Origin of the sequence: Rothia sp. HMSC08A08 (assembly GCF_001808385.1) — a bacterium.
Taxonomy (GTDB): domain Bacteria; phylum Actinomycetota; class Actinomycetes; order Actinomycetales; family Micrococcaceae; genus Rothia; species Rothia dentocariosa.
This window is the reverse complement of record NZ_KV793071.1, coordinates 84,156-109,779: the sequence shown is the minus strand read 5'-3', so window position 1 is coordinate 109,779 and position 25,624 is coordinate 84,156. Positions and strand designations below refer to the sequence as shown.

Sequence of the window (25,624 nt, the reverse complement as noted above, 5' to 3'; positions counted from 1 at the left end):
TGGTTTTACTCGCGCGGACTTGAGAATTTCCGCGCTGAAATTCTAGTCTTCCTGATCTATTTACCGGACTCGACGCGAATCACGGAAATAATCTCGCGCACAGTATCTAAACCGTCGATCACCGCGATCGCGCGGCGCAGGTCAGAGTCTTTGGCAGAGTGCGTCACCAGGCGAATCTGTGCGGCGCCATCCCGCGGAGTAGATTGACGCAAAGAATCCACCGAAATACCGTGTTCGGCGAAAATACGGGCAATGTTTGCGAGCACGCCCAATTTGTCATCAACCAGCATGCCTACCGAATAGCGGGAGATAATGTCGCCCAATCCGGTAGCAGGCAGCTGCGCGTAAGAGGACTCGGGCACACCCGGACCACCCAATACCAGACGGCGCGCCAACGACACAAAATCACCCAGAACGGCAGAAGCGGTCGGTGCCCCACCGGCACCGGGACCGTAGAACATCAGCTCGCCTGCGTTCTGCGCCTGTACAAACACGGCATTAAATGCGCCATGAACACCTGCCAGTGGATGCTGCCGCGGAATAAGCGTAGGAGCCACACGGATATTGACTCCGTCACCATCTCGCTCACAAATGGCCAGGAGTTTAATCACGTAGCCGTCGGCATCTGCGGCGGCAACGTCATCGGCGCTTACGGCGGTAATACCCTCTATGTGAACGTCATCAATGGTGAAATCAGAGTGGAACGCCAATGAGGCTACAATAGCAGCCTTTGATGCGGCATCATGACCTTCAACGTCAGCGGTGGGGTCTGCTTCGGCATAGCCGAGTTCCTGGGCGTCTTTGAGTGCATCGGCAAAAGTTGCACCGGTGGTATCCATCTGATCCAGAATGTAGTTGGTGGTGCCGTTCATAATGCCCAGCACACGTGTGACGGTATCGCCTGCCAAAGAATCGCGCAGGGGGCGCAAAATCGGAATTGCACCGGCGACCGCCGCCTCATAGGAAAGCTGTGCACCGGACTTATCGGCAGCAGCCTGAAGCTCAACACCGTGCTTTGCCAGGAGCGCTTTATTCCCTGAAACCACCGATTTACCGGCCTCTAGGGCGCGCAGAATGCGGGTTCGTGCAGGTTCAATACCGCCGGTCAGCTCGATCACCACGTCGGCAGCGTCAATCAGGGCGTCTGCGTCGGTGGTATACAGCCCTGGGTCGGCATCCCAGTGGCGTTTAGCCGCAGTATCACGCACGGCTATACCGATCAGCTCAACAGGTGCCCCTATACGTTCTTTGAGAACCGCGCTATCCTCACTAAAAATACGCGCTACCTGAGAACCAACGTTCCCAGCGCCGAGCAGAGCAACCTTAATAGTGTCAGTCACGTTATCTCCTACATTTTGACCGAGTGGTGAACGCGCCTGTACGAACGGGCGACGTCATCATCAACTGTATCAAGAGAGCGGCGCCTGGACGCGGTCAAGACGCCAACATTACCGCCATTTACGGGGGGGGTGTCGTTATATTACGTGCAGCTTCTTACCCAAACATGCGCCATGCGGTGTCATCATGCGGAAAAGATTCAGTGCCCGTACTAGAAACCCGTGTCTAGAGCAAACATCTCATCTTCGCTTTGTCGACGAATAATAGGATGCGCTGCCTCCCCCGCCGACGTAGCAATAACCGGCGGACGGCTCAGATAGTTATAATTCGACCCCAGCACATAACAGTACGCACCGGTAGCTGGCACCGCGAGAATATCCCCCGCACGCAGGTCATCAGGAAGATAGCAATACCGCACCACAATATCACCCGATTCGCAGTGTTTACCCACCACACGAGAAAGCACCTGATCCCCCGCCGGGGCGCGGTTTGCCAGGGTAACCGTGTAGTCGGCGTCGTAGAGCACCGGGCGCGCGTTATCGCTCATACCCCCGTCCACCGAGACATACCGGCGCACTCGAATCTGACCGTGCTCATCCTCAATACTCACGTTTTTAATGGTGCCGACAGTGTAGAGCGTCACCCCTGAGGGGCCTGAAATCGAGCGGCCAGGCTCAAAAGACATATGCGGAATCGCCAGGCCAAGACGCCCGCAGGTTGACGCGACTGCATCCGCAATAGAGACGGTAATCTGCTCAATACTGCGCGGGGTATCGGCCTCGGTATAACCGATACCGTAGCCGCCGCCCAGGTCAAGCTCAGGCAGACTGATACCGTATTTCTGGTTCACGGCATGCATAAAGGTGAGGGCAGTATCTGCCGCTTGCTCGAAACCCTGAGCCTCAAAAATCTGCGAACCTATATGGCAGTGAATCCCCCGGAATTCCAGGGAATCCATAGCGGTGAGAATACCGGCGGCAAGCATCGCGTAGGATTCATTCTCGGTACTCGTCCAATACTCAAGTTCATCGGCATCTAACCCGGCAAGACGCGCGGTTCCAGGCTGAAGCGACATCCCAAATTTTTGATCTTCATGCGCCGTAGCAATAGATTCGTGGGTGGAGGCATGTACCCCGGGCGTAATCCGAATGAGCACGGGTACCGCCGGATACGGCTCCTGCCCCGCTGCGGTGCGTTCTGTGTTCAGCTCGGCATGCACATCCGCGATGAGTTTAAGCTCGTCAACGGAATCTGCCACCACACGCCCTACCCCGTGTTTGATGGCGCGCGCAATCTCGCCGCGCGACTTGTTATTACCGTGCAGCGCAATATTTTGCCCGGGAACCTGAGCCCGCAGGGCAATCGCCAGTTCCCCTCCCGACGCCGTATCAAGACACAAACCTTCTTCATGCGCCCACCGGGCCACGGACGTGCACAGGAATGACTTTCCCGCGTAGTAGACACTCACCTGCGCGCCATACCGGGCGAAGGCATCCTCGAATGCCTGGCGGTACCCGCGTGCCCTAGCTCGGAATGTATCTTCCGAAAATACGTACTGCGGAGTATCAAACTCTTTGACAAGCTCACTCGCTGCAATGCCGTCAATAGTTAGCTCTCCCCCATGATTACGCTGAAATGAGTCCGTCCAGATGGTACGGTTCAGCTCAGCCGGATGTTCGGGGCAGGTAAGCCATTCGGGGGCGTACAGGGATTGTGCGTCGCTCATGCAGAAGTCCTCGGGTCTTGTGTCACGGTCACAGATTCGTGATCCCATCACCACTATATCGGAACGCCTTGCTGCCACGATGCTGCTCATAGGTGGTGTTCAGATAGCGGATAAACCAATATACAAAAGCCGCGTGCCCCGTCATCGTGTTGGCGGGGTACGCAGCTTCCGGTCGGTTCGGCGTTACATACGCTCGGGGGCGGTGACCCCCAGCAGACCCAATCCGTTGGCGAGTACCTGACGTGTTGCATTGTTGAGAAGCAAACGGGTACGGTGCAGATCAGTCACTGGCTCATCGCCCTTCGGAGCCACGCGCGAGAGGCCATACCAGCTGTGGTAGGCCGCCGCAAGGTTTTCCAGATAACGGCTCACACGGTGCGGTTCGTAGAATTCCGCTGCGGTACGCACGGTTGCCGGGTATTGCCCCAGCACTGCAAGAAGCTCAGTATCTGCGGGCGTATTCAGAAGCCCTGTGTCCACGCCATCGGCAAGATGCACGCCAGCATCAATGGCATTACGTTCTACAGCCGCAGTGCGGGCGTGCGCATACTGCACATAGTAGACAGGGTTATCGCTGCTCTTCTGCACCAGCAGATCAAGGTCGATATCAATTGTGCTGTCTACCGAGTAGCGGATAAGTTCGTAGCGTGCCGCATCCACACCCACAGCCTCTACAAGGTCTTCAAGGGTGACGACGTTACCGGCGCGCTTCGACATACGCACGTGTTTGCCGTCCTTGACAAGGTTCACCAGCTGCCCAATCATGACCTCAATCTGCTCGGTCCGGTACCCCAAGATTTGAGCGATAGCCTTGAGCCGTCCCACGTAGCCGCTATGGTCTGCACCAAGCATATAGATGGCTATGTCCGCAGGGTTCTCAGGACGAGTCATTTTATTGCGGAAATACGCAATATCTCCAGCAACATAGGCGTGATTACCATCCGATTTAATGACCACCCGGTCTTTATCATCGCCGTAATCGGTGGTGCGCATCCACCACGCGCCCTCGGATTCAAAAAGCTGACCATCCTGTTTCATCTGCTCAATGATGCGGTCGGCCTCGCCAGATTCAAATACCGAATTTTCGTGGAAGAAGACATCAAAGTCGGTACCGAAACGGTGCAGAGACTTTTTAATCTGTGCGAACATAAGCTCGGTTCCGATTTCACGGAAAACTTCTGCGGGGTTTTCGGCGTCGAGCGCGTCTGGGCGTTGGGCGAGAATCTGATCTTTGATATCGGTAATATAGGCGCCCGCATAGCCGTCTTCAGGGGTAGGCTCTCCCTTGGCTGCAGCAAGAAGCGAGTTTACGAACCGATCAATTTGAGTGCCGTGATCGTTGAAGTAGTATTCGCGCACCACATTTGCGCCCTCGGCTTCGAGGATATTGGCGAGCGCATCACCTACGGCCGCCCAGCGGGTTCCACCCAAGTGGATGGGGCCGGTGGGGTTAGCCGAGACGAATTCAAGGTTAATGGTTTTTCCCGCGAATTTATCGCTGGTTCCGTATGTTTTTCCAGCTTTGACGATGGTGGCGGCGAGGGTGCCTGCCGCAGCCGCATCCAGGGTTATATTGAGGAAGCCTGGACCGGCAATATCTACCGTTGAAACTCCCGGAATTGAGGCAATTTTATCGGCAAGAACGGCTGCTACTTCGCGAGGATTCTTGCCAACTTTCTTGGCGAGCTGCAGCGCAATATTAGTCGCCCAGTCACCGTGTTCGCGAGATTTCGGGCGTTCCACGCGCGCAAGGGGAAGCTCTGCATTATCTGCGAGGGTAAGCTGACCGGATGCGATAGCTTTATCGAGTTCTTGAGCAATTGCTGCTGATAATTCTTCGGGAGTCATAGCTACATATTCTAGCAACATCTGATAGGATATAGAGGTTCGCTTGTGCGCCGTATGCGGCTGAAACGCCTAGTTTCCGGTTGAGGTGCCAAGGCGGTCACCAAAATTTCATATGTCAGCCCTTGTAGCTCAGTGGATAGAGCGCTTGCCTCCGGAGCAAGAAGTCGAAGGTTCGAATCCTTTCAAGGGCACTTTTTTATTGGCCTATCTGCTTTAGCGGGTAGACCATTTTTATTGAACCACTGACAATTAGCCCGCTGAGCCGTACCATGAAATGACGTGGAGAAACGAAACTATGCAGAAACCTGGGAGGCTAGGATGTCTATAGGCACTTTTGCATTTATTACGATCGCTCTCTTCATGGTGCACGAATTCGAGGAGATCATCTTGGTGCGCCGCTACATCGAGAAGTACTCCAGCGATAACCGGTACCACGACGAAATCTTTATAGCGGGGCAAGACCATTACCCCTCAACCGCAGCTATTGCTGCCATGATAGGTGAAGAATTTATTGTTGCTTGTCTGATCCTTTTTAGCGGGGTCATATTTGATTCCATTGAGACCGTCACAGCTATCTTTATCGCTTATATTCTGCATCTTATCCTTCATATCCGTGAGGCATTTATCTTTCCGGGATGGGCACCGGGCAGCAGGACCGCAGTATTTACGATGCCGCTTAACGCTATTACCTTATACGCTATCTTTGCTACCCAGCATATCGATTACCTCAAATTAATTATTTTGACCGTGGTCTTGAGTGCTGTAGTTCTTATTAACCTACAGATGCTTTACCGGCTATCGGGAAAGATTGAAACGTTCATTCAGAAGATCGCGTAATACTAGGGTTCCCGGGTTTCTATAGTTAGACAATAAGCCCTCGCGGTGCTGATAGCTCTCTACTACAGGAACTGATAGGGCTTCAATTTAGCTAGATATGCACATACTCGCCACGAAAACGGCATGTGTGAGAGTTGCCTTTTATGACATGCTATTTTGCCCCGTGACCTGCGCTTGAGAGAATGTTTCCAATCGTTATCGTCACGGCAGAAGGGGCTCATCATGACCATGCACCAGGTACAGCTCACCGTATGGGGTGAGCCCGAGAATCTGCATTTTACAGAGACTCCTATGCCTTCGCCCCTTCGCGGGCATGTTCTTCTCAAAGTTACCGCCGCTAGTGTTAATCCTATAGACCTTACAACGCGCAAGGGATTGGGCCCTGCGGCATCATTGATTAATCTTGACCAAGAACCCGCCGTTTTAGGATGGGATGTTGCCGGTTTGGTTTGTGAAACGGCGGGCGATTACACGGGATTCCAGCCAGGAGAGAAGGTTTTCGGGCTGGTGCAGTTTCCGCATCCGGGTAAGACATATGCCGAATACGTTTTGGCTCCTGCCCATCAGCTTGTGCACGCCCCTGCAGATATTCCCGATGAGCAGCTGGGTGCCGCTCCCCTGGCAGCATTGACGGCATACCAGGCACTTTTTGAGGTTGCGAAACTTTCTTCCGGGGAGCGCGTGCTGATCCATGCGGGCGCAGGCGGTGTTGGTCATCTCGCGATTCAGCTTGCCCTCGACGCTGGCGCTACAGTTTACGCTACGGCTTCTGAGAAAAACCGTGAGTTTATACAGTCTTTGGGCGCAGAATTTATCGACTACACAACCCAAGATTTCCGGCAGGTTCTAGGTCCTACCCTTGATGTGGTACTGAATTCTACGGGTGCACAAACCTTCGTAGATTCTTTGGATGTACTGGTTCCGGGCGGTCGAATCGTGACCCTCACAAGCCCCGATCCTTTAGAGACTGCACGCGAGCGCGGGTTTACGGCAGAGTGGCTGACGGTGCATCCCGACCGTTATCAGCTGGGTGAGATTGCTCGACTCATGTCGCTGGGGATCGTGAAAATTCACGTAGATCAGACTTTCCCGCTAGAGCAGGCAGCGAAAGCTCATGAGCTTGTGGGCTCCCGGCATGTGCGCGGCAAAGTGGTGCTTGTTCCTTAGGATTCTACGTGTTCTCTGGAAGAAGAACCTGAATCTTTATAGGGCTGCCGACACTCCAGACGATGAGGTGGCTGCCAGCATATGGTCCACGTCTCTGTGAAGGCGCGCGGCTATGGCGGCATCATAGAGCACGCCGTTGTAGCAGAACTTTTCACGTTCTACGCCCTCAACCACGAACCCTGTATGGCGTGCCACTGCCGCTGATGCAGGGTTATTGGTGCGGTACCCAAGCTCTAAACGGCGAACACGTGGGGACCTTGCGGATGTAAGAGCTGAGAAATCGTAGCTGATCTTGGCTTGTTCTGCGGGTTTTCCAGGTGATACAGCGCTATCATTCGACGCGTCTATATTCTGTGCCCAGTCGCACGCCGCACGCACGCATCTACTTGTTATACCGAGCCCTCGGGTTTCTGCCGAGATCCAGTAGTAAACCCAAGCTCTATCCCAGGTTCCAGAAGGCTGGCGCCCCATACATCTGAAACCTACGCACCCGGCAGCTTGGTTATCAGCTTCCAGACACCATGCTGTGTGTTCAGAAGACGGAAGGAACTCTTTGCAGATAAGAGTGCGTGCATCTTCTACACAGTTGAGAGCTGGCATCTGATGTATGAGATCGGGCGTTGCACGGTATATGTCATAGAGTCTTGAGGCATCATCTTCCCGCCAAGCCCGCAGTTTTATTTTCATGACCTGCCTTTGCGTTTGAGGTTATTAGTATCTGCTCCAAGATTACACAAGACTTCGCCGAAAGCACGGCTTTCTTGGGCACCAAATACAGAAGAGTAAACTAGTAACAATATGTCTGAGCAGAAACCCACCGAACACACAGATACTCCTAAGACCACTCGAACCGCGCCCAGTATGGCGAGCATGGCGGCTGCCATTCATGCGGCGCCGGTGCGCGTACCTCAAAAGCCCGCGCGCACATCCCAAATATCCGGTGAGAATCCCGGCGATGCTTCCACAGCAGAGTCAGGCTCGAAACGGCGTAATGCCCACAAGAATTCCTCGCGTAAAAATAACGCTTCACGCTCCAAAAACCCGCAAAAACGCGCGCACCGCAAGAACCACCGGGACCGGCCCGAACAGCGTCCCTACAACCCACTGATTCCCGCTGAGATTATCTATCCCGAAGAACTGCCCGTCAGTGAGCGCCGCGAAGACATCAAGGCGGCTATTCGCGATCATCAGGTCATCATTGTTGCTGGCGAGACCGGCTCGGGTAAGACCACACAGTTGCCTAAGATGTGCCTGGAACTCGGTCTTGCCGAGAAAGGCATGATTGGGCACACCCAGCCGCGCCGCCTTGCCGCGCGTTCGGTGGCGGAGCGCATCGCCGAAGAACTGGGGCAGAAAATTGGTGAGACCGTGGGTTACCAGGTGCGTTTCACCTCTGAAGTAGGCGAGAACAGCGCCATCAAACTCATGACGGACGGTATTCTGCTCGCCGAAATTCAGCACGATAAGCTGCTGCGCAAGTATTCCACGCTCATTATTGACGAGGCACATGAACGTAGCCTAAATATTGATTTTATTTTGGGGTATCTAAAGCGGATTCTGCCGAAGCGCCCCGATTTGAAGGTCATTATTACCTCCGCAACCATTGATCCTGAACGATTCGCGAGGCATTTCGCACCGAGTTTCGTACCAGGTAAGGGTGTGGTAGACGACTCTCTCAGCGATGAGGAACGTGAGCTTGCCGAGCAGATTCTTCCCGATGATGCTCCCCCGATTATTGAGGTTTCGGGGCGTACCTACCCGGTGGAGATTCGCTACCGCCCGCTTGATGGGGACGACTACGCTGATGAAGATGAAGGCGACGAAGACCGCGACCCAACCGATGGAATCCTTGCCGCCGTCGAGGAGCTGTCGAAGGAGGCGCCCGGCGATATCCTGATTTTCTTCTCGGGCGAGCGCGAGATTCGTGATGCTCACGATGCTTTGGAGTCTTTGGTTGCCAAGTCCCCACGTATGAACTATGAGGTTTTGCCGTTGTATGCGCGTCTGTCTCTCGCGGAGCAGCATCGTGTGTTTACGCCGGGGAGTCGGCCGCGCATCGTGCTGGCGACGAACGTTGCGGAAACTTCGCTGACGGTGCCGGGTATCAAGTATGTGATCGATACCGGTACCGCCCGCATTTCGCGGTATTCGGCGCGCACGAAGGTGCAGCGCCTGCCGATCGAACGGATTTCGCAGGCAAGCGCGAACCAGCGCTCGGGGCGGTGCGGCCGTGTGAGCGATGGTATTGCAATTCGGCTGTATTCTGAGGAGGATTTCGCGTCGCGCAGCGAGTTTACCGACCCGGAGATTCTGCGCACGAACCTGGCAGCTGTTATTTTGCAGATGATTGCGATCGGCGTGGTGCGTGAGCCCGGTGATATTGCGCGTTTCCCGTTTGTGCAGCCGCCCGCATCGCGCGCGATTAATGACGGCGTGAATCTGCTGCGTGAGCTTGGGGCGCTTTCTGAAAAACCGGCGCGCACGGATAAGAGGGGGAAGCATCATCGTGCTACCTCGACGCTGACTGCTACGGGGCGTGCTATGAGTGCGTTCCCGGTCGATCCGCGCTTGGCGCGCATGATTATTGAGGGTTCGCGTCGTGACTGTGTTAAAGAGATGATGGTTCTTGCCGCCGCTTTGACGATTCAGGATCCGCGTGAACGCCCGGTTGAGGTGCGTGGAACTGCCGATGAGATGCATGCCCGTTTCACGGACGATAAATCTGATTTTTCGTCGTTCCTGCTGCTGTGGCAGTACATTAATGAGCGCCAGGCTGAGCTTTCCTCTTCGCAGCTGCGAAAAATGTGTCATCGCGAGTTTATTAACTTTTTGCGTATTCGGGAGTGGCAAGATCTTTTCGCCCAGCTGCGTGAGATGGGGCGCACTGCGAATATCCGCATATCGAACGGGCGCGATATTGATGCTTCGGGGCGTGAGGTTGAGATTCATAAGAGCCTGCTTTCGGGCCTGCTCTCGCATGTGGGTGCTAAAGAGGAGCGTGAGAAAACCTACGGCAAAGCCCCGCGTGGTCCGCGCGAATATTTGGGGGCGCGCGGCACAAAATTCGCTATCTTCCCAGGTTCCGGGCTTTTCAAGCAGAACCCCGATTGGGTGCTTTCTGCCGAGCTTGTGGAGACTTCCCGGCTGTGGGCGCGCACAAACGCCGCGATTGAGCCACAGTGGGTTGAAGAAGTGGGCGGGCACCTGCTGAAAAAGCAGTATTCCGAGCCGCACTGGTCGGCAAGCCGAGGTGCTGCCGTGGCGTATACGAAGGGCACACTGTACGGACTGACGATTTATGCCGACCGTCCAGTGCAGTATTCCCGGGTAGATGCCGCCGCTGCACGTGAGATTTTTATTCGTTCCGCCCTGGTGGAGGGCGACTGGCGCACCCAGCACAAGTTCTACAAGCGCAACCTGCGTGCCTTGGCTGAGGTTGAGGAGCTTGAGGCCCGCCTGCGCCGCCGCGATCTGCGAGTGGATGACGCCGTGCTTTTCGAGTTCTATAATGCGCGCATCCCCGAGCATGTAACGGACGTTCGGTCCTTCGATAAATGGTGGAAGCACGCGCGTTTAGAGAACGATAACCTGCTCGATTTCAACCCGGAAAACCTTATTAATGAGGACGCTGCTGATTATGACGACTCGCAGTTCCCGCGCCAGTGGGTGCAGCGTACCGACGGCGGCGAACTCACCCTGGATTTGCGGTACGAATACGCCCCGGGGGCAGGGTTGGGCGGTGCCCGCACGGATGCGGCAAAACGCGACGGCGTGGCGGTTCAGGTACCGATTCTGTTCTTGAACCAGCTGACCCCCGAGCCGTTCCGCTGGCAGATTCCGGGGATGCGCCACGAACTTTTAACGGCGCTCATTAAGTCGCTTCCGAAGGCGATTCGCCGTAATTTTGTGCCCGCCCCGGATGTTGCACGCATGGCGTTGGAGTCTCTGGAGGCGGACTACTCCCCCGCGACTGACGAGCTTTTGCCCTCGTTCGCGCTGGTGCTGCGCCGTCTGCGCGGCGTGGTGGTTGAGTCGGATGCCTTCGACTGGGACTCCGTGCCGGATCATCTGAAGTTCACGTTCCAGGTGCGCGATGCCCGCAATAAGATTCTGGGCGAAAGCAAAGATATCCGTGAGCTGCAGCAAAAACTCCACGCGCAGATCCACTCCGCCTTGGCAGATTCGCTAGGCGCTTCTGAAGATACGGTGGCGAAGATGGCGGCGCTCGCGGGCGGGAACTCCGCGCAGGGGGCCTCATCGCGAACCGGTTCGGCGCAGCAGGGCGTAAAGGAAAACAGCGCAGGATCGGGCGCAAAACCCGGAAAAACCGCCGCTCAGGGTGCAGATTCTCAAGATTCTATCCGTGAGACCACGGGCTTGACTGACTTTCCCGGCGAGGAGATTCCGCGCAAGGTGCAGCGCATTATTGCAACCCAGGCGGTCAGCGGATACCCGGCGCTGGTGGACGAAAAAACGAGCGTGGGCATCCGCATTTTCCCCACCGAGGCCGAGCAGGTACATTCGCAGCGGCGCGGTATTATTCGTCTTCTGCAGCTGCAGGTGCCCTCACCTGAGCGGTATGTGAGCGATCACCTGTCAAATAAAGAGAAGATTGTGTTCACACAGAACCCGCACGGCTCGATTGACGAACTGATTCGGGACTGCACGGTTGCCGCGCTCGACAAGCTAGTTCCGCACACGCCCGTGTTCACACGCGCCAAATACCGGGAGCTGTTCGAGCAGGTGCGCGCCGAACTAATCGATACCGTCTTTGAGGTCACCAAGCTGGTCGCCGAAATCCTCTCAGAAGCGGCGGCGCTACGCAAAGCCATTAAGAAGGCGACCTCGCTGAGCACCATGCACGCCGTCTCAGATGTGAAGGGGCAGCTCGATAACCTGGTGTACCCCGGATTCGTGGCGAATACCGGGTACGATCAGCTGGTTCACTTGCCTCGCTATCTTAAGGCCGCGCAGATACGCTTGACAAAGCTGGGGCCGAACCTGAACCGAGATAATCAGCTCATGCTCACGGTGCAGGATTTGGAGGATTCCTACGATTCCGCCGTCAAGTCTCTGCCCGAGGGAACTCTTATTCCCGATGCGCTCGCCCGCGTGAACTGGATGCTTGAGGAGCTGCGTGTGAGCTTCTTCGCCCAGGAACTCGGCACGGCGTACACGGTCTCTGAGAAGCGCATCGCCAAGGCTCAGCGCGAGGCGCTGGAGCAAGTGAAAAGGTAGGTTTCGGCGGACTCTGTCTAGGTTTTCGTTCCTCGAAGGGTTGTGTGTTGCCACAAGACTCTGAGTCTTGTGTGCAACACACAACCCTCTTAGGTTCCATATTGATATCGGCATGAAGCTATGGCAATAGAGTCATCAGTAAGCTTGTATACGAGACGATGTTCATCAGTAATTCTGCGTGACCACCAGCCTGAAAATTGATGTCTGAGAGCTTCAGGCTTCCCTATACCTTCATTACCATTTCGCTCAACATCTTTGATCAGTAGATTAATGCGCTTGAGAACCTTCCGATCTTGCATCTGCCACCAGAGATAGTCGCTCCAAGTTGAATCGTCAAAAATAATTCTCACAACTATTCCTCAACCAGCTGATGTTCAGACCCAAGACCAGCTTCAAGACGGGAGATGGATTCCATAAGACGACGTGCATTAGCCGGGGAACGCATGAGGTAGGCAGTCTCTTGAAGAGATTCGTACTCAGACAACGAGAGGATGACTGCCGGTTCATGCCCGGCACGTGTAATAATAACCTCTTCACGGTGATCTTCAACGTGGTCAAGTACTTCAGCATACCGAGCCCGAGACTCGGTGTAAGACATGGTTTTCATAAACACCTTCCCTCCCTGTACAGTATAATGTACAGAAAGCTTGATAGGAAAGCAATAAAGCTCAGGTATCCATGCACTTGGGTCGGTTTCTCCAGTTATTTCTGCACCAATCCGCAGGTTTTGAACACGTATGATGATGATATGAGTTTTATCGCTACGTTGGTTCTTCTGATAGGTATTAGTGCGGGAAGCAGCTATTTTTACAGACAACATGCCGCGCGGATAAAACCTCAGCCTGATGGAACCGTCCGAGCGAAGCTGCCCGGCTGGTACACCGCGTTTGGTTATTTTCTTATTGCAGCAGGAGTCTTCTTAGCCTTTGCTTCACTTATTTTAAGTTCAGGCAGCAATCCTATGCCCCTAAACATGGCGATTGGCTTTCCTGCTATGACCTTCGGTCTTGGTATCGTGACGATTCTTATGGGTCAGCGCCAATACATTGAAACCGGCGTGGACTATATCGAACGCCGCGCTTGGTACGGCAAAGTGACCCGAATTCCCTTCCATGAGATTGACTCGTACTCGTATAGTCCAGCGGGCCTTGGCGGTTGGCTGGTTCTTAAGACGGCGGATAGACGCAGGATAGCGTTTAACTCTCGTTTTCTACGGGGTGAACGGGTGATTGCTGCGTTGGCGTTTCGCCAGATTAATGGCCGCTGGCCCTCCCCATACAACCAGGAGGAACAACGGGTTTTAGAAGAGGAATCATCCATGAGAGCTGCTCAGCAGTACCTTGCGAAGACTCCAAAAGCTCGGGGCTTGCGGAGGTGACGGATTAGTGCCTACAACGTCAAGAGACTCGGAGGTGGGCAAGAAAACCTTGCTCTAAGATCGGTCCCGCACGTATCTGGTCTCCCCTTCCTCAGTTTTTGAACACGTATTATGGATATATGACTTTTATTATTACTGCGATTCTTCTGGTGTGTATCGGTGCGGTTAGCGGCTACTTCTATAGAAAACATGCCGCACAGGTAAAGCCTCAACCCGATGGGACGATCAGGGCAAAGCTGCCCGGTTGGTATAGATTTTGTGGTTACTTCCTTGTTGCTGTGGGAGTGCTCTTTACCCTTATCACCCCAGCATTGATCTCGGGCAGTAATCCAATGCCTCCATATATGGCGTTTGGGGTTATTGGAATCTGCTTAGTGTTTGGCGTCTGGGCAATTCTCATGGGCCAACGTCAGTATGTTGAAACCGGCGTAGATTACATAGAGCAGTGCATATGGTATGGCAAAGTTACCCGCATCCCCTTTCACGAGATTGATTCGTATGCGTATAGCTCAGGGCACCCTGGTGGATGGCTGGTTCTCAAAACAGCAGATAAGCGTAAGATTGCATTTACGTCCCGGTATCTGCGAGGTGAACGGGTTATGTGTGCGCTGGTATTTCGTCAGATTAATGGTCGCTGGCCTTCCCCAACGAGCCCCGAGGATCAACAGGTTTTAGTGCAGGAAGCCTCATTGGCAGCCGCTCCGCAATATCTTATGGAGAACCCAGTTGGTCAAAATCTAAGCGGTCAACAGGCATAACGTTCAGCAGGGACATATACATAGAGTCGTCGCCCATTCCGGGAGCGGTTTCTTTATCCGAAAGCATTTGAACCGCTTTTGGATAAAGAAACCGCTCCCGTTTTATGAATATGCTGCTTAAGATGGGCTATAGAATCCATAAGGTGACGAGTGTTTACTGGAGAACTCACCAGGTACATAGTTTCTCGGAGTGATTCATGCTCGGAGAGAGGCAAAACCACAGTGGGTTTGTGCCCAGCATGGGTAATTATGGCTTCCTCACGATGCGCTTCGACGTAGTCGAGAACTTCGATAAACTGCTCGGCAGAACCGTTATAGGAAAAAGTTTTCATCGGGTGATCTTCGCGGTTGGGGTAAGAATAGTTCTTAAAGATGAATATCTAACGATCTGTTATCGTCTGGGCGCAAACATGAAAATAGATTCTAGCAAGAGGAAAAAGAAGTGTTTCCAAAACGATCTTTTTTTCTTCTTGACCTTGAGTTTTTTAGCTAATTCCTCATAAGATGCGGGAAAACGCCCTGTTCGAGTATAAAACTTCATGTAGAGGTCTATTCCGGGGTCTACAAAAACAGTCTTGATAAATTTTGCGCTATTGCCTGATTCGTCTTCGACATACAGGAAGATATCACGCCAGTCATCTTTTCTCCACTCAAGTTCGACGATATCTTTCCAAGGCATAAACTTTTTACGTCTCCCAAACTTACGGTAAGTTATACCATCATCATGGAATTGCACAAAGGTTCGAAGAAAAAGAACTGTAAAGGTAATTGGTATGCCAGAAAAAACTGAAAGTAAAATAAATCCTTCTAAATTGTTTCTACCAATCTCTTTAATAACTCCTACAAGACCCATATATCCCAGATACCCTATCAGAACAGAGAATATAAGCGGAACATATTGCTTAGTGTTTGGATTATACAAATAGTAGGAACGTTGTATAACCGAGAGGAAGATGCCAACAATAAGAACAACGTATAATTCAGGTTTCATTTAGGATACTACGGAAGTTGTTGCCCCTGCGGGGGAGGTACAGAAGACATGCCAGAGCCAGACTTGCAGGCACCAGAGGTAACTTTATAACCCTTCTCAAATTGCAAATACTCCCGATGGATTCCATTTTCTCCCTCATTTTTCCAAGTTTTAGTACTATTATCGTACTCACCGGTAAGCACCTGAACCCCCCTAGAATCGTAACTTATTGGCAACGCATCAATATTTTTGACCTTCAAGACTTCATTAGCATTATCATAATCTTTCACATAACCACTTAAGCAATATATATAGCTAGGCGGATACCCGGAATAATTGAGGATATATGCAGACGTTTGAGGATACCCTAGATTTACAGTAATCACAAGAGTTAGACCAGCCAGCAACATAACACCAGAACTGCTGTGGATCGTTAAAAAACATATAATAAAAACACAAAATACATCAAAAATTCCTAGAATAAAAATTAACATCCTATAGTGCCCCCCAGCACGAGATAGAAAAAAGAAATAGGAACCAGGCTAACCAGTACAGATAAAATATAAGCGAATAGAAAAACCCGATCTTCTTGTACCACTTCGGCTCTAAGCCCTTCTGAATCTTTGGGTATTTTATAACCCATTTTCCATTTATTGTCTCTAATTCTTTTTTAGAATATTCCATGTTATTCCTTACGTTATAAATACTTTTAAAATATAATTTTTCCGTTAAATATACAGGAATAACCAATATTGAGCCAACTTGAAAACACAAAATAAGAAACATCATAATAATATTAAATTTTCCTTGAGTTATATTCGAATTAACATAATCTACCGCAAGAGAAAAATTCCCTGAAAATATATTAGTATAAGCCGAAACTAGCAGTATGTATGGTATAGATAGGCATATAAATGAAATAATTATCCAATATTCTTTCAAAGTACGAAAAATACGATCCATAACTAAGATACACCTTCCAGTCTTTCTACTAGATTATATAAAGACTATATAATTTCACACCTCAAAGAAAAGCCTTTCATAAACTTTCCTGGCATTTCGGGTAACTCGTAAATAATCCTCTTCTAACTGGCGGGCGCTGCCTGGAGTGTAGCCGCTCCAGCGGGCTACCGCTTCCAGGGCATCGCGCAGGGTCGGCAGCAGATCGGACTGGCGCACACCGCGCAGCACGTTGCCGCCGCGAATCTTGGTCGCCAGCAGCCACGCATCCCGCAAAACTTCGGCGTCTTCGGCAGCCACCAGATTAGCCTGAATGGCTGCATCCAACGCGTCCAGGGTTGAAGTCGTGCGAAGCTCCTCCACCTTATGAGCATGTTGAAGCTGAATCAGCTGAACCAGCCACTCCACGTCCGAAAGGCCGCCACGCCCCAACTTCAACTGCCGGGTACGATCCGCGCCGTGGGGCATCCGCTCATGCTCCACGCGCGCCTTCATGCGCCGCACCTGCTGCGCCTGCTCCACCGTGAATTCACGCGGGTACCGGTGCGGGTCAATCAGCTCAACAAACGCGCTCCCCAAGTCTTCAGAACCGGCGATCGGGCGAGCCCGCAAGAGCGCCTGAAACTCCCACGTCTCTGCCCAGCGCTCATAGTAGGCGCGGTATGAATCCAGCGAGCGCACCAGCGCCCCCTGCTTACCTTCGGGGCGCAAATCTGCGTCTACTTCAAGCGGGCGTTCGGCACGAATTGCTGGGCGTACCGGCTGTTTAATCAGCTGCATCAGCCGGTTCACAATACGGTTTGCCTGCGCCTGGGCTTCTTTCTCATCGGCTCCCTCCACGGGGCGATGCACAAACATCACGTCCGCGTCGGAGCCGAAACCGTTCTCGGCACCACCCAGGCGACCCATCGCAATTACCGTTATCTCGGTCAGCAGTGGGTTCCGCTGTTCTTCTTCGGAGTTCTCCCCCGCCGCCTCTAGAGAATCACGCTGCGGTGCGTCGCTCTTTTGGGGCGCAGTTTCCTCGTCACGCTCCCCTGCCTTGACCTCTTCACGTTCCGCCAGGGCGAGTGCCGCGCCAATGGTACATTCATCCACGGTCGCCAACCCGGTGCATACCTGCTGCACGCTCAGCAGGTTCAGGGCGTCCCCCATCGCAATACGAAGAATCTCGCGGCGGCGCAGGTACCGTACCGCGCGCATAGCGTCCGCAGAGTCTTCGTGTCGTGATAGGAGCGAGGTAATTTCGGCCTTGAGAGCGCCCGCGCTCAGCGGCTGCAGGTCGGCAACCTTATCAAGCCAGGTGATGGAGGTGGGCGCGTCTTCCAGCAGGTCGGTAATATACCGCGAGCTTGAGAGTATCTGGCATAGACGCTCCGCTGCGGCGGGCGAATCGCGAAGCATACGCAGGTACCAGCTCGTGGTACCCAAAGACTCCGAAACTAGGCGGAACCCCAGCAGCCCGGCGTCTGCATCCACGCCCTCAGCAAACCAGCCCAAGAGCACAGGCATCAGATGCCGTTGAATCTCGGCGCGACGGCTGACCCCGTTGGTAAGTGCTTCAATATGCCGCATGGCTCCGCGCGGATCGCGGTAACCGAGCGCAGCCAGACGGTCCTGCGCCGCCTGGTCAGAAAGCGCCACTTCGTCACGGCTCAGGGTTGAGACCGCGGCCAGCAGCGGACGGAAGAAAATACGTTCATGCAGGGAACGCACATTGCGTTTGAGTTTCTGCCATGCTTTGAGCATCTGCTCGGCCGAGAGCGTCCCCATACGTTCGGCGGGCACCAGGGAGCGGGCAAGGGCGCGCTGTTCCCCGGCGCGGTCGGGCATCAGGTGGGTACGTCGCAGGTGCATAAGCTGAATGCGGTGCTCCAGCAGACGCAGCTTCTTGTAGTCGCGTGAGAAAGCTTCGGTGTCGGAACGGCTAATGTAACTGGCACGGGTGAGTGCAGCGAGCGAATCCAGAGTAGATTTGGTGCGCACGGCGGGGTCGGTGCGCCCGTGCACCAGCTGCAAAAGCTGAACTGTGAACTCGACATCGCGCAGACCACCGGGGCCGAGCTTTATTTGACGTTCCAGCTGGGCGGCAGGAATATTATCGGTCACGCGGGCACGCATAGCCTGCACAGATTCCACGAAGGAATCCCGAGCGGCTGATTCCCACACGAACGGCTCAATGGCGCGCGCGTATTTTTCACCCAAATGCGCAGACCCAGCGATCGGTCGGGCTTTCAAAAGCGCCTGAAACTCCCAGTTCTCAGCCCAACGCTTGTAGTACCGTACATAGGATTCGACGGTGCGCACCAGCGGCCCGTCCTTGCCTTCGGGGCGCAGGTTCGCGTCTACCTCCCACAGTGGAGGCTCAGCGGCGGGCGCCATGATCGCCTTCGTTAGCGCGTGCACCAGCTCAGTACCGATCTGGGCACAGTCCTGCTCGGTGAGGGGTTCTACTCCCTCGGGCAGTTCACTGGCGGGAACGGGTGCTATCACATACACCACATCTACATCAGAAATATAGTTCAGTTCACGTGCCCCGCATTTACCCATACCGATAATCGCCAAATCCAGGGCATCTACGGATGCACCCCGAGCAGGTGCCGAGCACAGTCCACCGCCCAAACCCTCAGCAACCTCAGTGCGGGCTATCGCGAGCGCTCCTTCCAGAGCGGCGGCGGCAAGATCGGCAAGATGCCGCCCAACCGTGGGCATAAGTTCCACAGGGTCTGGCGAACACACATCCACAAGCGCAATTTTCGTGAGTGCGGCACGGTACGCCACGCGCAGCGCTGTATACCCGTCTTTACCCGTCATCTCACGTGATGCGCGCGGCCGCTCATCGTCGGGGTTTGCACCCACCGCTTCCAACAGCTCCGTACGGTATGCGGTTGCCAGCGGGGCCGTAGGCTCATCAATATCGTCGAGCTTTTTACCCCCGGCAGCGCCGCTGTACCCGCGAATATGCGGGGTTTCTTCAACATCGTGCGGGTCTATCTGCGGCTCAATATCCTCCGCCTGAACGGTGCTGGGCTCTTGAGTGGCGATGAGCTCAGGTTCAGAGTCTAGCCCGTGACTGTCGAGAACATGGTCGATTAAATGCGGGTTGCGGTACAGAAAATCGCCCAATGCCTGCGAAGAACCCAAAAGCCGGAACATGCTAAATTCGGCATCCCCGCGGTTCGCGCGCTCCGCCGTTGCGGGGTGCTTTTCGATAAGCCTCACCAGCGAAGGTAACGCGATATCCGGCGAGGGTGCCCAGCGGAGCCCGGCGAAGAGAGCATCCGTATTAACCTGGGCGAGTTCGGGGGAATCAAGCCAGCGCTCGCTCTTTGCGGCATCGTAGAACCCGGCGGCGACCATGCGCGTGCGCCTGCGTGCGCGTTCTTGACGTTCCGCATCCGCCGGTGCCGCCGCTGTGCCTTCAGTAGGTTGCTGCTCTGGCATGGTCCCCTCCCGAAACTCGCCTATCCGCTAGAGAATACCCAGATTATGCTTGAGCTCGTACGGAGTGACCTGCGCCTGGTATTGTTCCCAATCGGCGCGTTTATTGCGTAAGAATTGTTCGAAAACTTGCTCCCCTAGAGCCTCTGCCATAAACTCGGAGTCCTCGGTACGGTTAATAGCCTCACGCAGAGAAGCAGGCAGCGGGTTGTAGCCCATAGCGCGGCGTTCTGCGGTTGTCATAGCGGCGAGGTCTTCAGTCACGGCAGGCATGAGCTCATACTCGTGCTCAATACCTTTGAGCCCTGCGGCGAGAATGACCGCATATGCCAGGTAAGGGTTCGAGGCCGAATCAAGCCCGCGGTATTCGATGCGTGCCGCCTGCATCTTATTTGGCTTATAGAGCGGTACACGCACCAGCGCCGACCTGTTATTGTGCCCCCATGAAACGTAGCTGGGTGCTTCCCCACCGCCCCACAGCCGCTTGTATGAGTTGATGAACTGATTGGTGACCGAGGTAAACTCCGGGGCATGCTTGAGCACACCGGCAATAAAGTGCCGTGCCGTCTTTGAGAGACGATACTCAGCCCCGGCCTCAAAGAACGCGTTAGTATCGCCCTCGAAAAGCGAGAAATGGGTGTGCATACCGCTGCCAGCATATTTGGTGAAAGGCTTAGGCATAAACGTTGCGTAAAGATCCCGCGTGTACGCAACCTCTTTGATGACGGTACGAAACGTCATCACATTATCGGCGGTCTGCAAGGCATCAGCATGGCGCAGGTCGATCTCGTTCTGCCCGGGACCAGTTTCATGGTGGCTGAACTCCACCGAGATACCAACCTCTTCAAGCATGGTCACCGCCTTGCGACGGAAATCCTGTACAATCCCGCCGGGAGTGTGATCAAAATAGGATTCATAGTCTACCGGTACCGGAAAACCGTCATCACCCAGCTGAGCAGATTTGAGCAGATAAAACTCAATTTCGGGCGAGGTATAGCAAGTGAATCCCATTTCAGCAGCTTTGTTGAGGGTTCGCTTGAGTACGCCGCGAGTGTCGGATGCGCTCGCCTCACCATCAGGTGTAAGAATATCGCAGAACATGCGGGAGGTATGGTCTTCAATCCCGCGCCAAGGCAATATCTGGAATGTGGAGGGATCGGGCTGAAGCAGCATGTCGGATTCGTACACGCGCGAAAGACCCTCAATAGAGGAACCGTCAAAGCCGAGTCCTTCCTCGAAGGCACTTTCAACCTCAGCTGGGGCTAATGCCACGGATTTGAGGGTTCCCACCACGTCGGTAAACCACAGCCGAATAAAGCGAATGTCGCGCTCTTCGATGGTGCGCAGTACAAATTCCTGTTGACGGTCCATAGATATCTCCCTGTGTTCCGGGCGGTAGCTGACTCGGCGGTGAGTGATGCCGTGCTCACGCATATGTTGGTGCCGCAAGACGCGAGTGCGCTGGCACGGTTTTATGTCTCTTTCTAGACTATCGGTTTCTTCCCGCAAACGCCCGATGTTCAGGTTTCGTTTATGTAAATTCTGTGGGTCAGGTAAGCATCTTAGCTCAGCTGTTGTATGTTTCGTTCACGCTAAAGGACATTAGACTTCTCGATGAATTGGCGCAGCCACAGGGTCAGGCGTTATCTATCAGCGAACCGTTCCCCAGCAATACCGGAGCAACCACGATAAAATAGACCCCATGAGCGAGAATGAAAACGCCCCTTACGCACCATCCGCGTCTGCCACATCTACGCAGCACCCGCACAACGCGACGAGTGCCACCCCCACAGGAACCGGGGATAAGCCTTTCAGCCTTGAAGCGGTGAAAAAAGTGCGTACCCTCCACCTCGCGCAAGCTAAAGCTGCGGGCGAAAAGTTCTCAATGCTCACCTGCTATGACTTCTTAACAGCCCAGATTTTTGACCGCGCGGGAATCGACATGCTTCTTATCGGTGACTCCGCCGCTAATGTCGTCTACGGATATGAGTCCACCCTCACCGTTACTCTTGACGAGATGATTCCGCTCGTAGCCTCGGTAGCACGCGGCGCATCCCGTGCTATGGTGGTCGCCGATCTCCCCTTCGGCAGTTACGAGCAGTCTCCCGCACAAGCGGTCGCATCGGCGGCGCGCCTCATGAAAGAAGGCGGGGCACACGCTATCAAAATCGAGGCCAACGCCGCTATGACCGAGTGGGTTCGTGCCATAGTTCGTGCAGGTATTCCAGTTGTCGCACACATCGGCTTCACCCCGCAGTCGGAGCATGCTCTCGGCGGTTTCCGGGTGCAGGGCCGCGGCGAAAAAAGCGATGCCGTTGTTGCGGATGCACGCGCTCTCGCCGAAGCTGGCGCATTCTGCGTGCTTCTCGAAATGGTGACTACAGAGACCGCGCGCCGCGTTGATCAGGCGGTGGGCGCAGTCCCTACTATCGGTATCGGCGCAAGTAACGTCACTACCGGTCAGGTTCTCGTCTGGCAAGACGCTATGGGAATGCGCGAGGGTAAACTCCCCAAGTTCGTCAAACAATTTGCGCAGATCGGTTCGCTTCTTGAGGATGCGGCACGTGCCTACCGCGCCGAGGTGCGCTCGGGTGAGTTCCCCGCCCAAGAACACACTTTTGAGTAGAAATCCTCTCAGAAAAGCCGTCTTAGGGAGCAGCGGAAAATCTACAAAGCACAAGAGCCAGCCTCACACACGGTGAGTCTGGCTCTTAAGATTTGCGCGGAAATCGGCTAGTCCTGATTGTCCCATTCTTCATTACGCTTCTGCGCTGTTTCCATGGCCTTTTCGGCCTCTTCGCGTGTCGCATAAGGACCCCACAGGTGGGTAATCTTACTCTGCTGCCCTTCTTCTACCTGCCCAGTAAAGGTGTTGTACCAGTATTGCACAGGGTGCGGACCGGGGGTGATGTCTTCGGTAATGCTCATTATTCTCCTTCAGCATGCCCACGCTTGCGCTTTGGTGGCAGAAAACTATGCGGGTTTTCTATGTCCTTTACAGTAACGTATTTACACATCTTTTACATCCTCGTGTACCGTTTCACTATTTTTCGTGGACTACTCTATAGCCGTTTTAGAGCTTGTGCGCGCATGATGAAAAATATTCTGCGTATATGGAAAAAGGTTCGGGTTTTGTATGGGGTACCTAGCGATACACCTGTGTTCTGCCGGTAAGATAATTTTATGGATACTTCTCATAATCTTCCCGCAGAACCGGGTACCGCGCCCACAGGGTGCCTGACCCCCGGAGTTGTTACACCCATACGCACTGTACCGGCAGATATTGTTCGCCCCGAATACGTGGGGAAGAAAACCCCCAATGAAGGCAACGATTCAAATATGTACACCCCTGAAGAGGTTGAGAGAGTACGTGCAGCGGGTAAGGTTGCTGCAGGCGCTATTATGGAGGCGGCAAAGATTGCCGTCCCGGGCACGACAACCGATCAGATCGATGTGCTGATCCACGAATATATTTGCGATCACGGTGCCTACCCCTCCACCCTGGATTACCGCGGCTACCCGAAATCGGTATGCACATCACTGAATGAGGTTATTTGCCACGGCATTCCAGACTCCACGGTACTTGAGGACGGCGACATTCTGAACCTTGACGTCACCGCATACCTTGATGGAATGCACGGCGACACCAATAAAACCTTGTTGGTGGGCAATGTCGATGAAGAATCCCGTCTGCTGGTAGAACGTACTGAAGAAGCCCTCAACCGCGCGATGAAGGCGGTTAAACCGGGGCGTCAAATCAACGTTATCGGTCGCGTGATTGAAAAATACGCGGCGCGTTTTGGATACGGTGTAGTGCGTGACTATACCGGGCACGGTGTGGGGCGCGAATTCCACTCGGGCCTTATTATTCCTCACTACGATGCAGCTCCCGCCTATGATATGGAGATCAAAGAGGGCATGATCTTCACCATCGAGCCCATGCTGACCCTCGGCACGATCGAATGGGATCTGTGGGATGATGATTGGACTGTGGTCACCCGCGATCGCAAACGTACCGCCCAATTTGAGCACACCATGGTTGTCACAGCAGACGGCGTGGATGTTCTCACCCTGCCTTAGTTTCCTCCCAGTAACACAGACACGACGAAAGAGAGACCTATGAACGAGACTACTGCTGCAATTCCTCCGGTCGAAAACTCGGTAGAATACGTCGATGTTCCGGCGCCCACCCCCAAAGACCTGATGATCGGTATTGATATTGGCGGTACCGGTATGAAAGGCGGTATCGTCGATCTGCGAACCGGCAATCTGGTGTCCGAGCGTTTTCGCATTCCCACCCCGCAGCCAGCAACCCCACAGGCTATCGCACAGGTGGCACGCCAGATTGTTGATGAGCTTCAATCACGTGAGATAGCGCCAGAGCCTTATTCTGCTATCGGCGTCGATTTCCCCGCCGTCGTGAAGAATGGTGTGGTTTTCTCAGCTGCAAATGTTGATCCCGCCTGGATTAACACCGACCTTGAGCAGCTCATCAGCGACGCTCTGGATTCAAGGACTGTTTACGGCATTAATGATGCTGATGCCGCAGGTCTTGCCGAAGCCACCTACGGGCAAGGACGAGACAAGACGGGGCTCATCGCCGTTATCACTTTAGGAACCGGTATTGGTTCCGCCCTGATTAACAACGGGGTTTTGGTGCCGAACACCGAACTCGGACACCTTGAAATTGACGGGTATGATGCGGAATCCCGCGCATCCGCGCGAGCACGCGAAGTTCATGATCTTTCGTGGAAGAAGTACGCTAAAAAGCGTCTGCGCCGGTATTTCCAGCATGTTGAAGCGTTGTTCTCCCCCGACCTTTTCATTATTGGTGGAGGCATCTCAAAGAACCCCGAAAAATTTATGCCCTACTTCGAGGACGAGATTCGCACCCCTATGGTGATGGCGACTCTGCGCAATAATGCAGGCATCGTGGGCGCTGCGCTTTGGGCTGGCGGAATGCCTTCCGAACGTCAGCGGCGCGGCGAACTCTAAAGCCTGTAAAACTTCATAAAGCGCGAGCAGATAGTATTTTGACGAGCAGATAGCCGATTGCTATCTGCTCGTCAAAATACTATCTGCTCGCGAGGAGTAGCTGTTGAAGTTTTAGAGGAATGTACCCTGAAGCGGGTTGCTCTCGTTTGATTTCCCGGAGCGAGCCTTGGTAGTTTTGGCGGTATTTTTCTTCGCGGGCTTCGCGTCTTTATTTCGTTTGTCTTGGGAAGTTTTATCCGAAGAGGCTACCGCGTCCTCGGGAGGCTCGGCATCTCCCACGCGGTCCTCACGCAGAAGAGCGATCGCAGATTCAAAGTCTTCAAGGTTCTCGAACGCTTGGTAAACGCTGGCAAAGCGCAGATAGGCTACAGCATCCAGTTTGGAGAGCGGTTCAAGGATGGTGAGTCCCACTTCGTGCGCGTTAATTTCGGCGAGTCCGCGGGCCCGAATAAGTTCTTCGACTTCTTGGGCGAGTTTTGCCAAATCGTCTTCGCCCACCGGACGCCCCTGGCAGGCTTTACGCACACCGGCAGCAATCTTAGAACGGTCGAATGGCTCGGTCACGCCGGAGCGTTTAATAACGGAAATAGTGGTTGTTTCAACGGTTGTAAAACGCCGACTGCACGCGGTACATTGACGACGGCGGCGGATGGCCGCACCGTCGTCGGTAGTTCGCGAATCTACTACGCGAGAGTCTGTGTGTTTGCAGTACGGGCAATACATGGTGTCTCCTCAGGTGGGCACTGTGCAGCACCCGCGTCGAGCATCATCATTCTTATTTTACAGATGCCGTCAAGAGAACCGTCAGAGGCTTGTGTTCATCCAGCCACGCCCACGATGGTTTAACACCCAGCATTAGCCCGCTGTGTAGATCTCTGAAGAGCTGACCTAACGGTTCGGTAAGGATTATCCAGGGGAATTATCCCTCCTGAATAAGCCTTACCTATACCGCTAGATATTGAGGGCTT

Annotated in this window: 21 protein-coding genes and 1 tRNA gene; 9 read left to right on the top strand and 13 right to left on the bottom strand. The window is 53.9% G+C overall.

The features are described from left to right. Nucleotides 1-56 precede the first annotated feature (56 nt). The 3 genes from HMPREF3164_RS05820 to argS form a co-directional block, all read right to left on the bottom strand. Nucleotides 57-1,340, bottom strand: a complete 1,284-nt coding sequence (locus HMPREF3164_RS05820) for a homoserine dehydrogenase (RefSeq protein WP_070449523.1) — start codon at nt 1,338-1,340, stop codon at nt 57-59. Between the two features lie 209 nt (nt 1,341-1,549). After that, on the bottom strand, nt 1,550-3,064 hold the full coding sequence (gene lysA, locus HMPREF3164_RS05815) for a diaminopimelate decarboxylase (protein ID WP_048754819.1): 1,515 nt from the start codon (nt 3,062-3,064) through the stop codon (nt 1,550-1,552). A 183-nt stretch (nt 3,065-3,247) separates the two neighbouring features. Beyond that, nucleotides 3,248-4,912 carry an arginine--tRNA ligase gene (argS, locus tag HMPREF3164_RS05810; RefSeq protein WP_210398369.1) on the bottom strand — a complete coding sequence of 555 codons (1,665 nt, stop codon included), beginning with the start codon at nt 4,910-4,912 and terminating at the stop codon, nt 3,248-3,250. 118 nt (nt 4,913-5,030) lie between these two features. Here argS and HMPREF3164_RS05805 point away from each other — a divergent pair. The 3 genes from HMPREF3164_RS05805 to HMPREF3164_RS05795 all read left to right on the top strand — a co-directional run bounded on the left by HMPREF3164_RS05805 (nt 5,031) and on the right by HMPREF3164_RS05795 (nt 6,916). After that, a tRNA-Arg gene (locus tag HMPREF3164_RS05805) sits at nt 5,031-5,103 on the top strand. Nucleotides 5,104-5,230: 127 nt separating this feature from the next. Then, entirely contained in the window at nt 5,231-5,749 is a 519-nt protein-coding gene (locus HMPREF3164_RS05800) for an HXXEE domain-containing protein (protein ID WP_070449519.1), read from the top strand. Nucleotides 5,750-5,971: 222 nt separating this feature from the next. Beyond that, nucleotides 5,972-6,916 carry an NADP-dependent oxidoreductase gene (locus HMPREF3164_RS05795; protein WP_210398368.1) on the top strand — a complete coding sequence of 315 codons (945 nt, stop codon included), beginning with the start codon at nt 5,972-5,974 and terminating at the stop codon, nt 6,914-6,916. 36 nt (nt 6,917-6,952) lie between these two features. On the opposite strand, the gene HMPREF3164_RS05790 is transcribed toward HMPREF3164_RS05795, so the two are convergent. Continuing rightward, entirely contained in the window at nt 6,953-7,603 is a 651-nt protein-coding gene (locus HMPREF3164_RS05790) for a GNAT family N-acetyltransferase (RefSeq protein WP_070449518.1), read from the bottom strand. Nucleotides 7,604-7,714: 111 nt separating this feature from the next. Here HMPREF3164_RS05790 and hrpA point away from each other — a divergent pair, with 111 nt between their 5' ends. Next, nucleotides 7,715-12,154, top strand: coding sequence for an ATP-dependent RNA helicase HrpA (gene hrpA / locus HMPREF3164_RS05785; RefSeq protein ID WP_070449515.1), 4,440 nt, complete (start codon nt 7,715-7,717; stop codon nt 12,152-12,154). 89 nt (nt 12,155-12,243) lie between these two features. On the opposite strand, the gene HMPREF3164_RS05780 is transcribed toward hrpA, so the two are convergent. Together HMPREF3164_RS05780 and HMPREF3164_RS05775 are read right to left on the bottom strand one after the other, a co-directional pair. Continuing rightward, nucleotides 12,244-12,504 (bottom strand): Txe/YoeB family addiction module toxin, encoded by a 261-nt coding sequence (locus HMPREF3164_RS05780; RefSeq protein WP_070449513.1) that lies wholly within the window; start codon nt 12,502-12,504, stop codon nt 12,244-12,246. Nucleotides 12,505-12,506: 2 nt separating this feature from the next. Beyond that, complete coding sequence (locus HMPREF3164_RS05775) at nt 12,507-12,761, bottom strand: type II toxin-antitoxin system Phd/YefM family antitoxin (RefSeq protein ID WP_013398863.1); 255 nt, start codon at nt 12,759-12,761, stop codon at nt 12,507-12,509. A 141-nt stretch (nt 12,762-12,902) separates the two neighbouring features. Between HMPREF3164_RS05775 and HMPREF3164_RS05770 the strand changes: the two genes are divergently transcribed. Then, nucleotides 12,903-13,532 carry a hypothetical protein gene (locus HMPREF3164_RS05770; RefSeq protein WP_070449601.1) on the top strand — a complete coding sequence of 210 codons (630 nt, stop codon included), beginning with the start codon at nt 12,903-12,905 and terminating at the stop codon, nt 13,530-13,532. Between the two features lie 119 nt (nt 13,533-13,651). Beyond that, nucleotides 13,652-14,290 (top strand): hypothetical protein, encoded by a 639-nt coding sequence (locus tag HMPREF3164_RS05765; protein WP_070449511.1) that lies wholly within the window; start codon nt 13,652-13,654, stop codon nt 14,288-14,290. A 53-nt stretch (nt 14,291-14,343) separates the two neighbouring features. Here the strand turns inward: HMPREF3164_RS05765 and HMPREF3164_RS05760 are convergent, their stop codons facing one another. The 5 genes from HMPREF3164_RS05760 to HMPREF3164_RS05735 all read right to left on the bottom strand — a co-directional run bounded on the left by HMPREF3164_RS05760 (nt 14,344) and on the right by HMPREF3164_RS05735 (nt 21,032). Then, nucleotides 14,344-14,622, bottom strand: a complete 279-nt coding sequence (locus HMPREF3164_RS05760) for a type II toxin-antitoxin system Phd/YefM family antitoxin (RefSeq protein ID WP_070449509.1) — start codon at nt 14,620-14,622, stop codon at nt 14,344-14,346. 59 nt (nt 14,623-14,681) lie between these two features. Next, nucleotides 14,682-15,143, bottom strand: a complete 462-nt coding sequence (locus HMPREF3164_RS05755) for a hypothetical protein (protein WP_168160756.1) — start codon at nt 15,141-15,143, stop codon at nt 14,682-14,684. Between the two features lie 146 nt (nt 15,144-15,289). Continuing rightward, nucleotides 15,290-15,754, bottom strand: a complete 465-nt coding sequence (locus HMPREF3164_RS11050) for a hypothetical protein (protein ID WP_141744109.1) — start codon at nt 15,752-15,754, stop codon at nt 15,290-15,292. 523 nt (nt 15,755-16,277) lie between these two features. Further along, entirely contained in the window at nt 16,278-19,664 is a 3,387-nt protein-coding gene (locus HMPREF3164_RS05740) for a bifunctional [glutamine synthetase] adenylyltransferase/[glutamine synthetase]-adenylyl-L-tyrosine phosphorylase (RefSeq protein ID WP_070449501.1), read from the bottom strand. Nucleotides 19,665-19,691: 27 nt separating this feature from the next. Then, complete coding sequence (locus HMPREF3164_RS05735) at nt 19,692-21,032, bottom strand: glutamine synthetase family protein (protein WP_004004410.1); 1,341 nt, start codon at nt 21,030-21,032, stop codon at nt 19,692-19,694. Nucleotides 21,033-21,363: 331 nt separating this feature from the next. Here HMPREF3164_RS05735 and panB point away from each other — a divergent pair, with 331 nt between their 5' ends. Continuing rightward, on the top strand, nt 21,364-22,287 hold the full coding sequence (gene panB, locus HMPREF3164_RS05730; protein ID WP_070449499.1) for a 3-methyl-2-oxobutanoate hydroxymethyltransferase: 924 nt from the start codon (nt 21,364-21,366) through the stop codon (nt 22,285-22,287). Between the two features lie 107 nt (nt 22,288-22,394). Here the strand turns inward: panB and HMPREF3164_RS05725 are convergent, their stop codons facing one another. Further along, on the bottom strand, nt 22,395-22,589 hold the full coding sequence (locus tag HMPREF3164_RS05725; RefSeq protein WP_004004406.1) for a hypothetical protein: 195 nt from the start codon (nt 22,587-22,589) through the stop codon (nt 22,395-22,397). Nucleotides 22,590-22,844: 255 nt separating this feature from the next. Between HMPREF3164_RS05725 and map the strand changes: the two genes are divergently transcribed. Next, nucleotides 22,845-23,741 (top strand): type I methionyl aminopeptidase, encoded by an 897-nt coding sequence (map, locus tag HMPREF3164_RS05720; RefSeq protein ID WP_070449497.1) that lies wholly within the window; start codon nt 22,845-22,847, stop codon nt 23,739-23,741. 123 nt (nt 23,742-23,864) lie between these two features. Further along, a complete protein-coding gene (ppgK, locus tag HMPREF3164_RS05715; RefSeq protein ID WP_204371168.1) occupies nt 23,865-24,656 on the top strand; it encodes a polyphosphate--glucose phosphotransferase in 792 nt (263 codons plus the stop codon). A 111-nt stretch (nt 24,657-24,767) separates the two neighbouring features. Here the strand turns inward: ppgK and nrdR are convergent, their stop codons facing one another. Beyond that, nucleotides 24,768-25,379 (bottom strand): transcriptional regulator NrdR, encoded by a 612-nt coding sequence (gene nrdR, locus HMPREF3164_RS05710; RefSeq protein WP_013398850.1) that lies wholly within the window; start codon nt 25,377-25,379, stop codon nt 24,768-24,770. Nucleotides 25,380-25,624 lie beyond the last annotated feature (245 nt).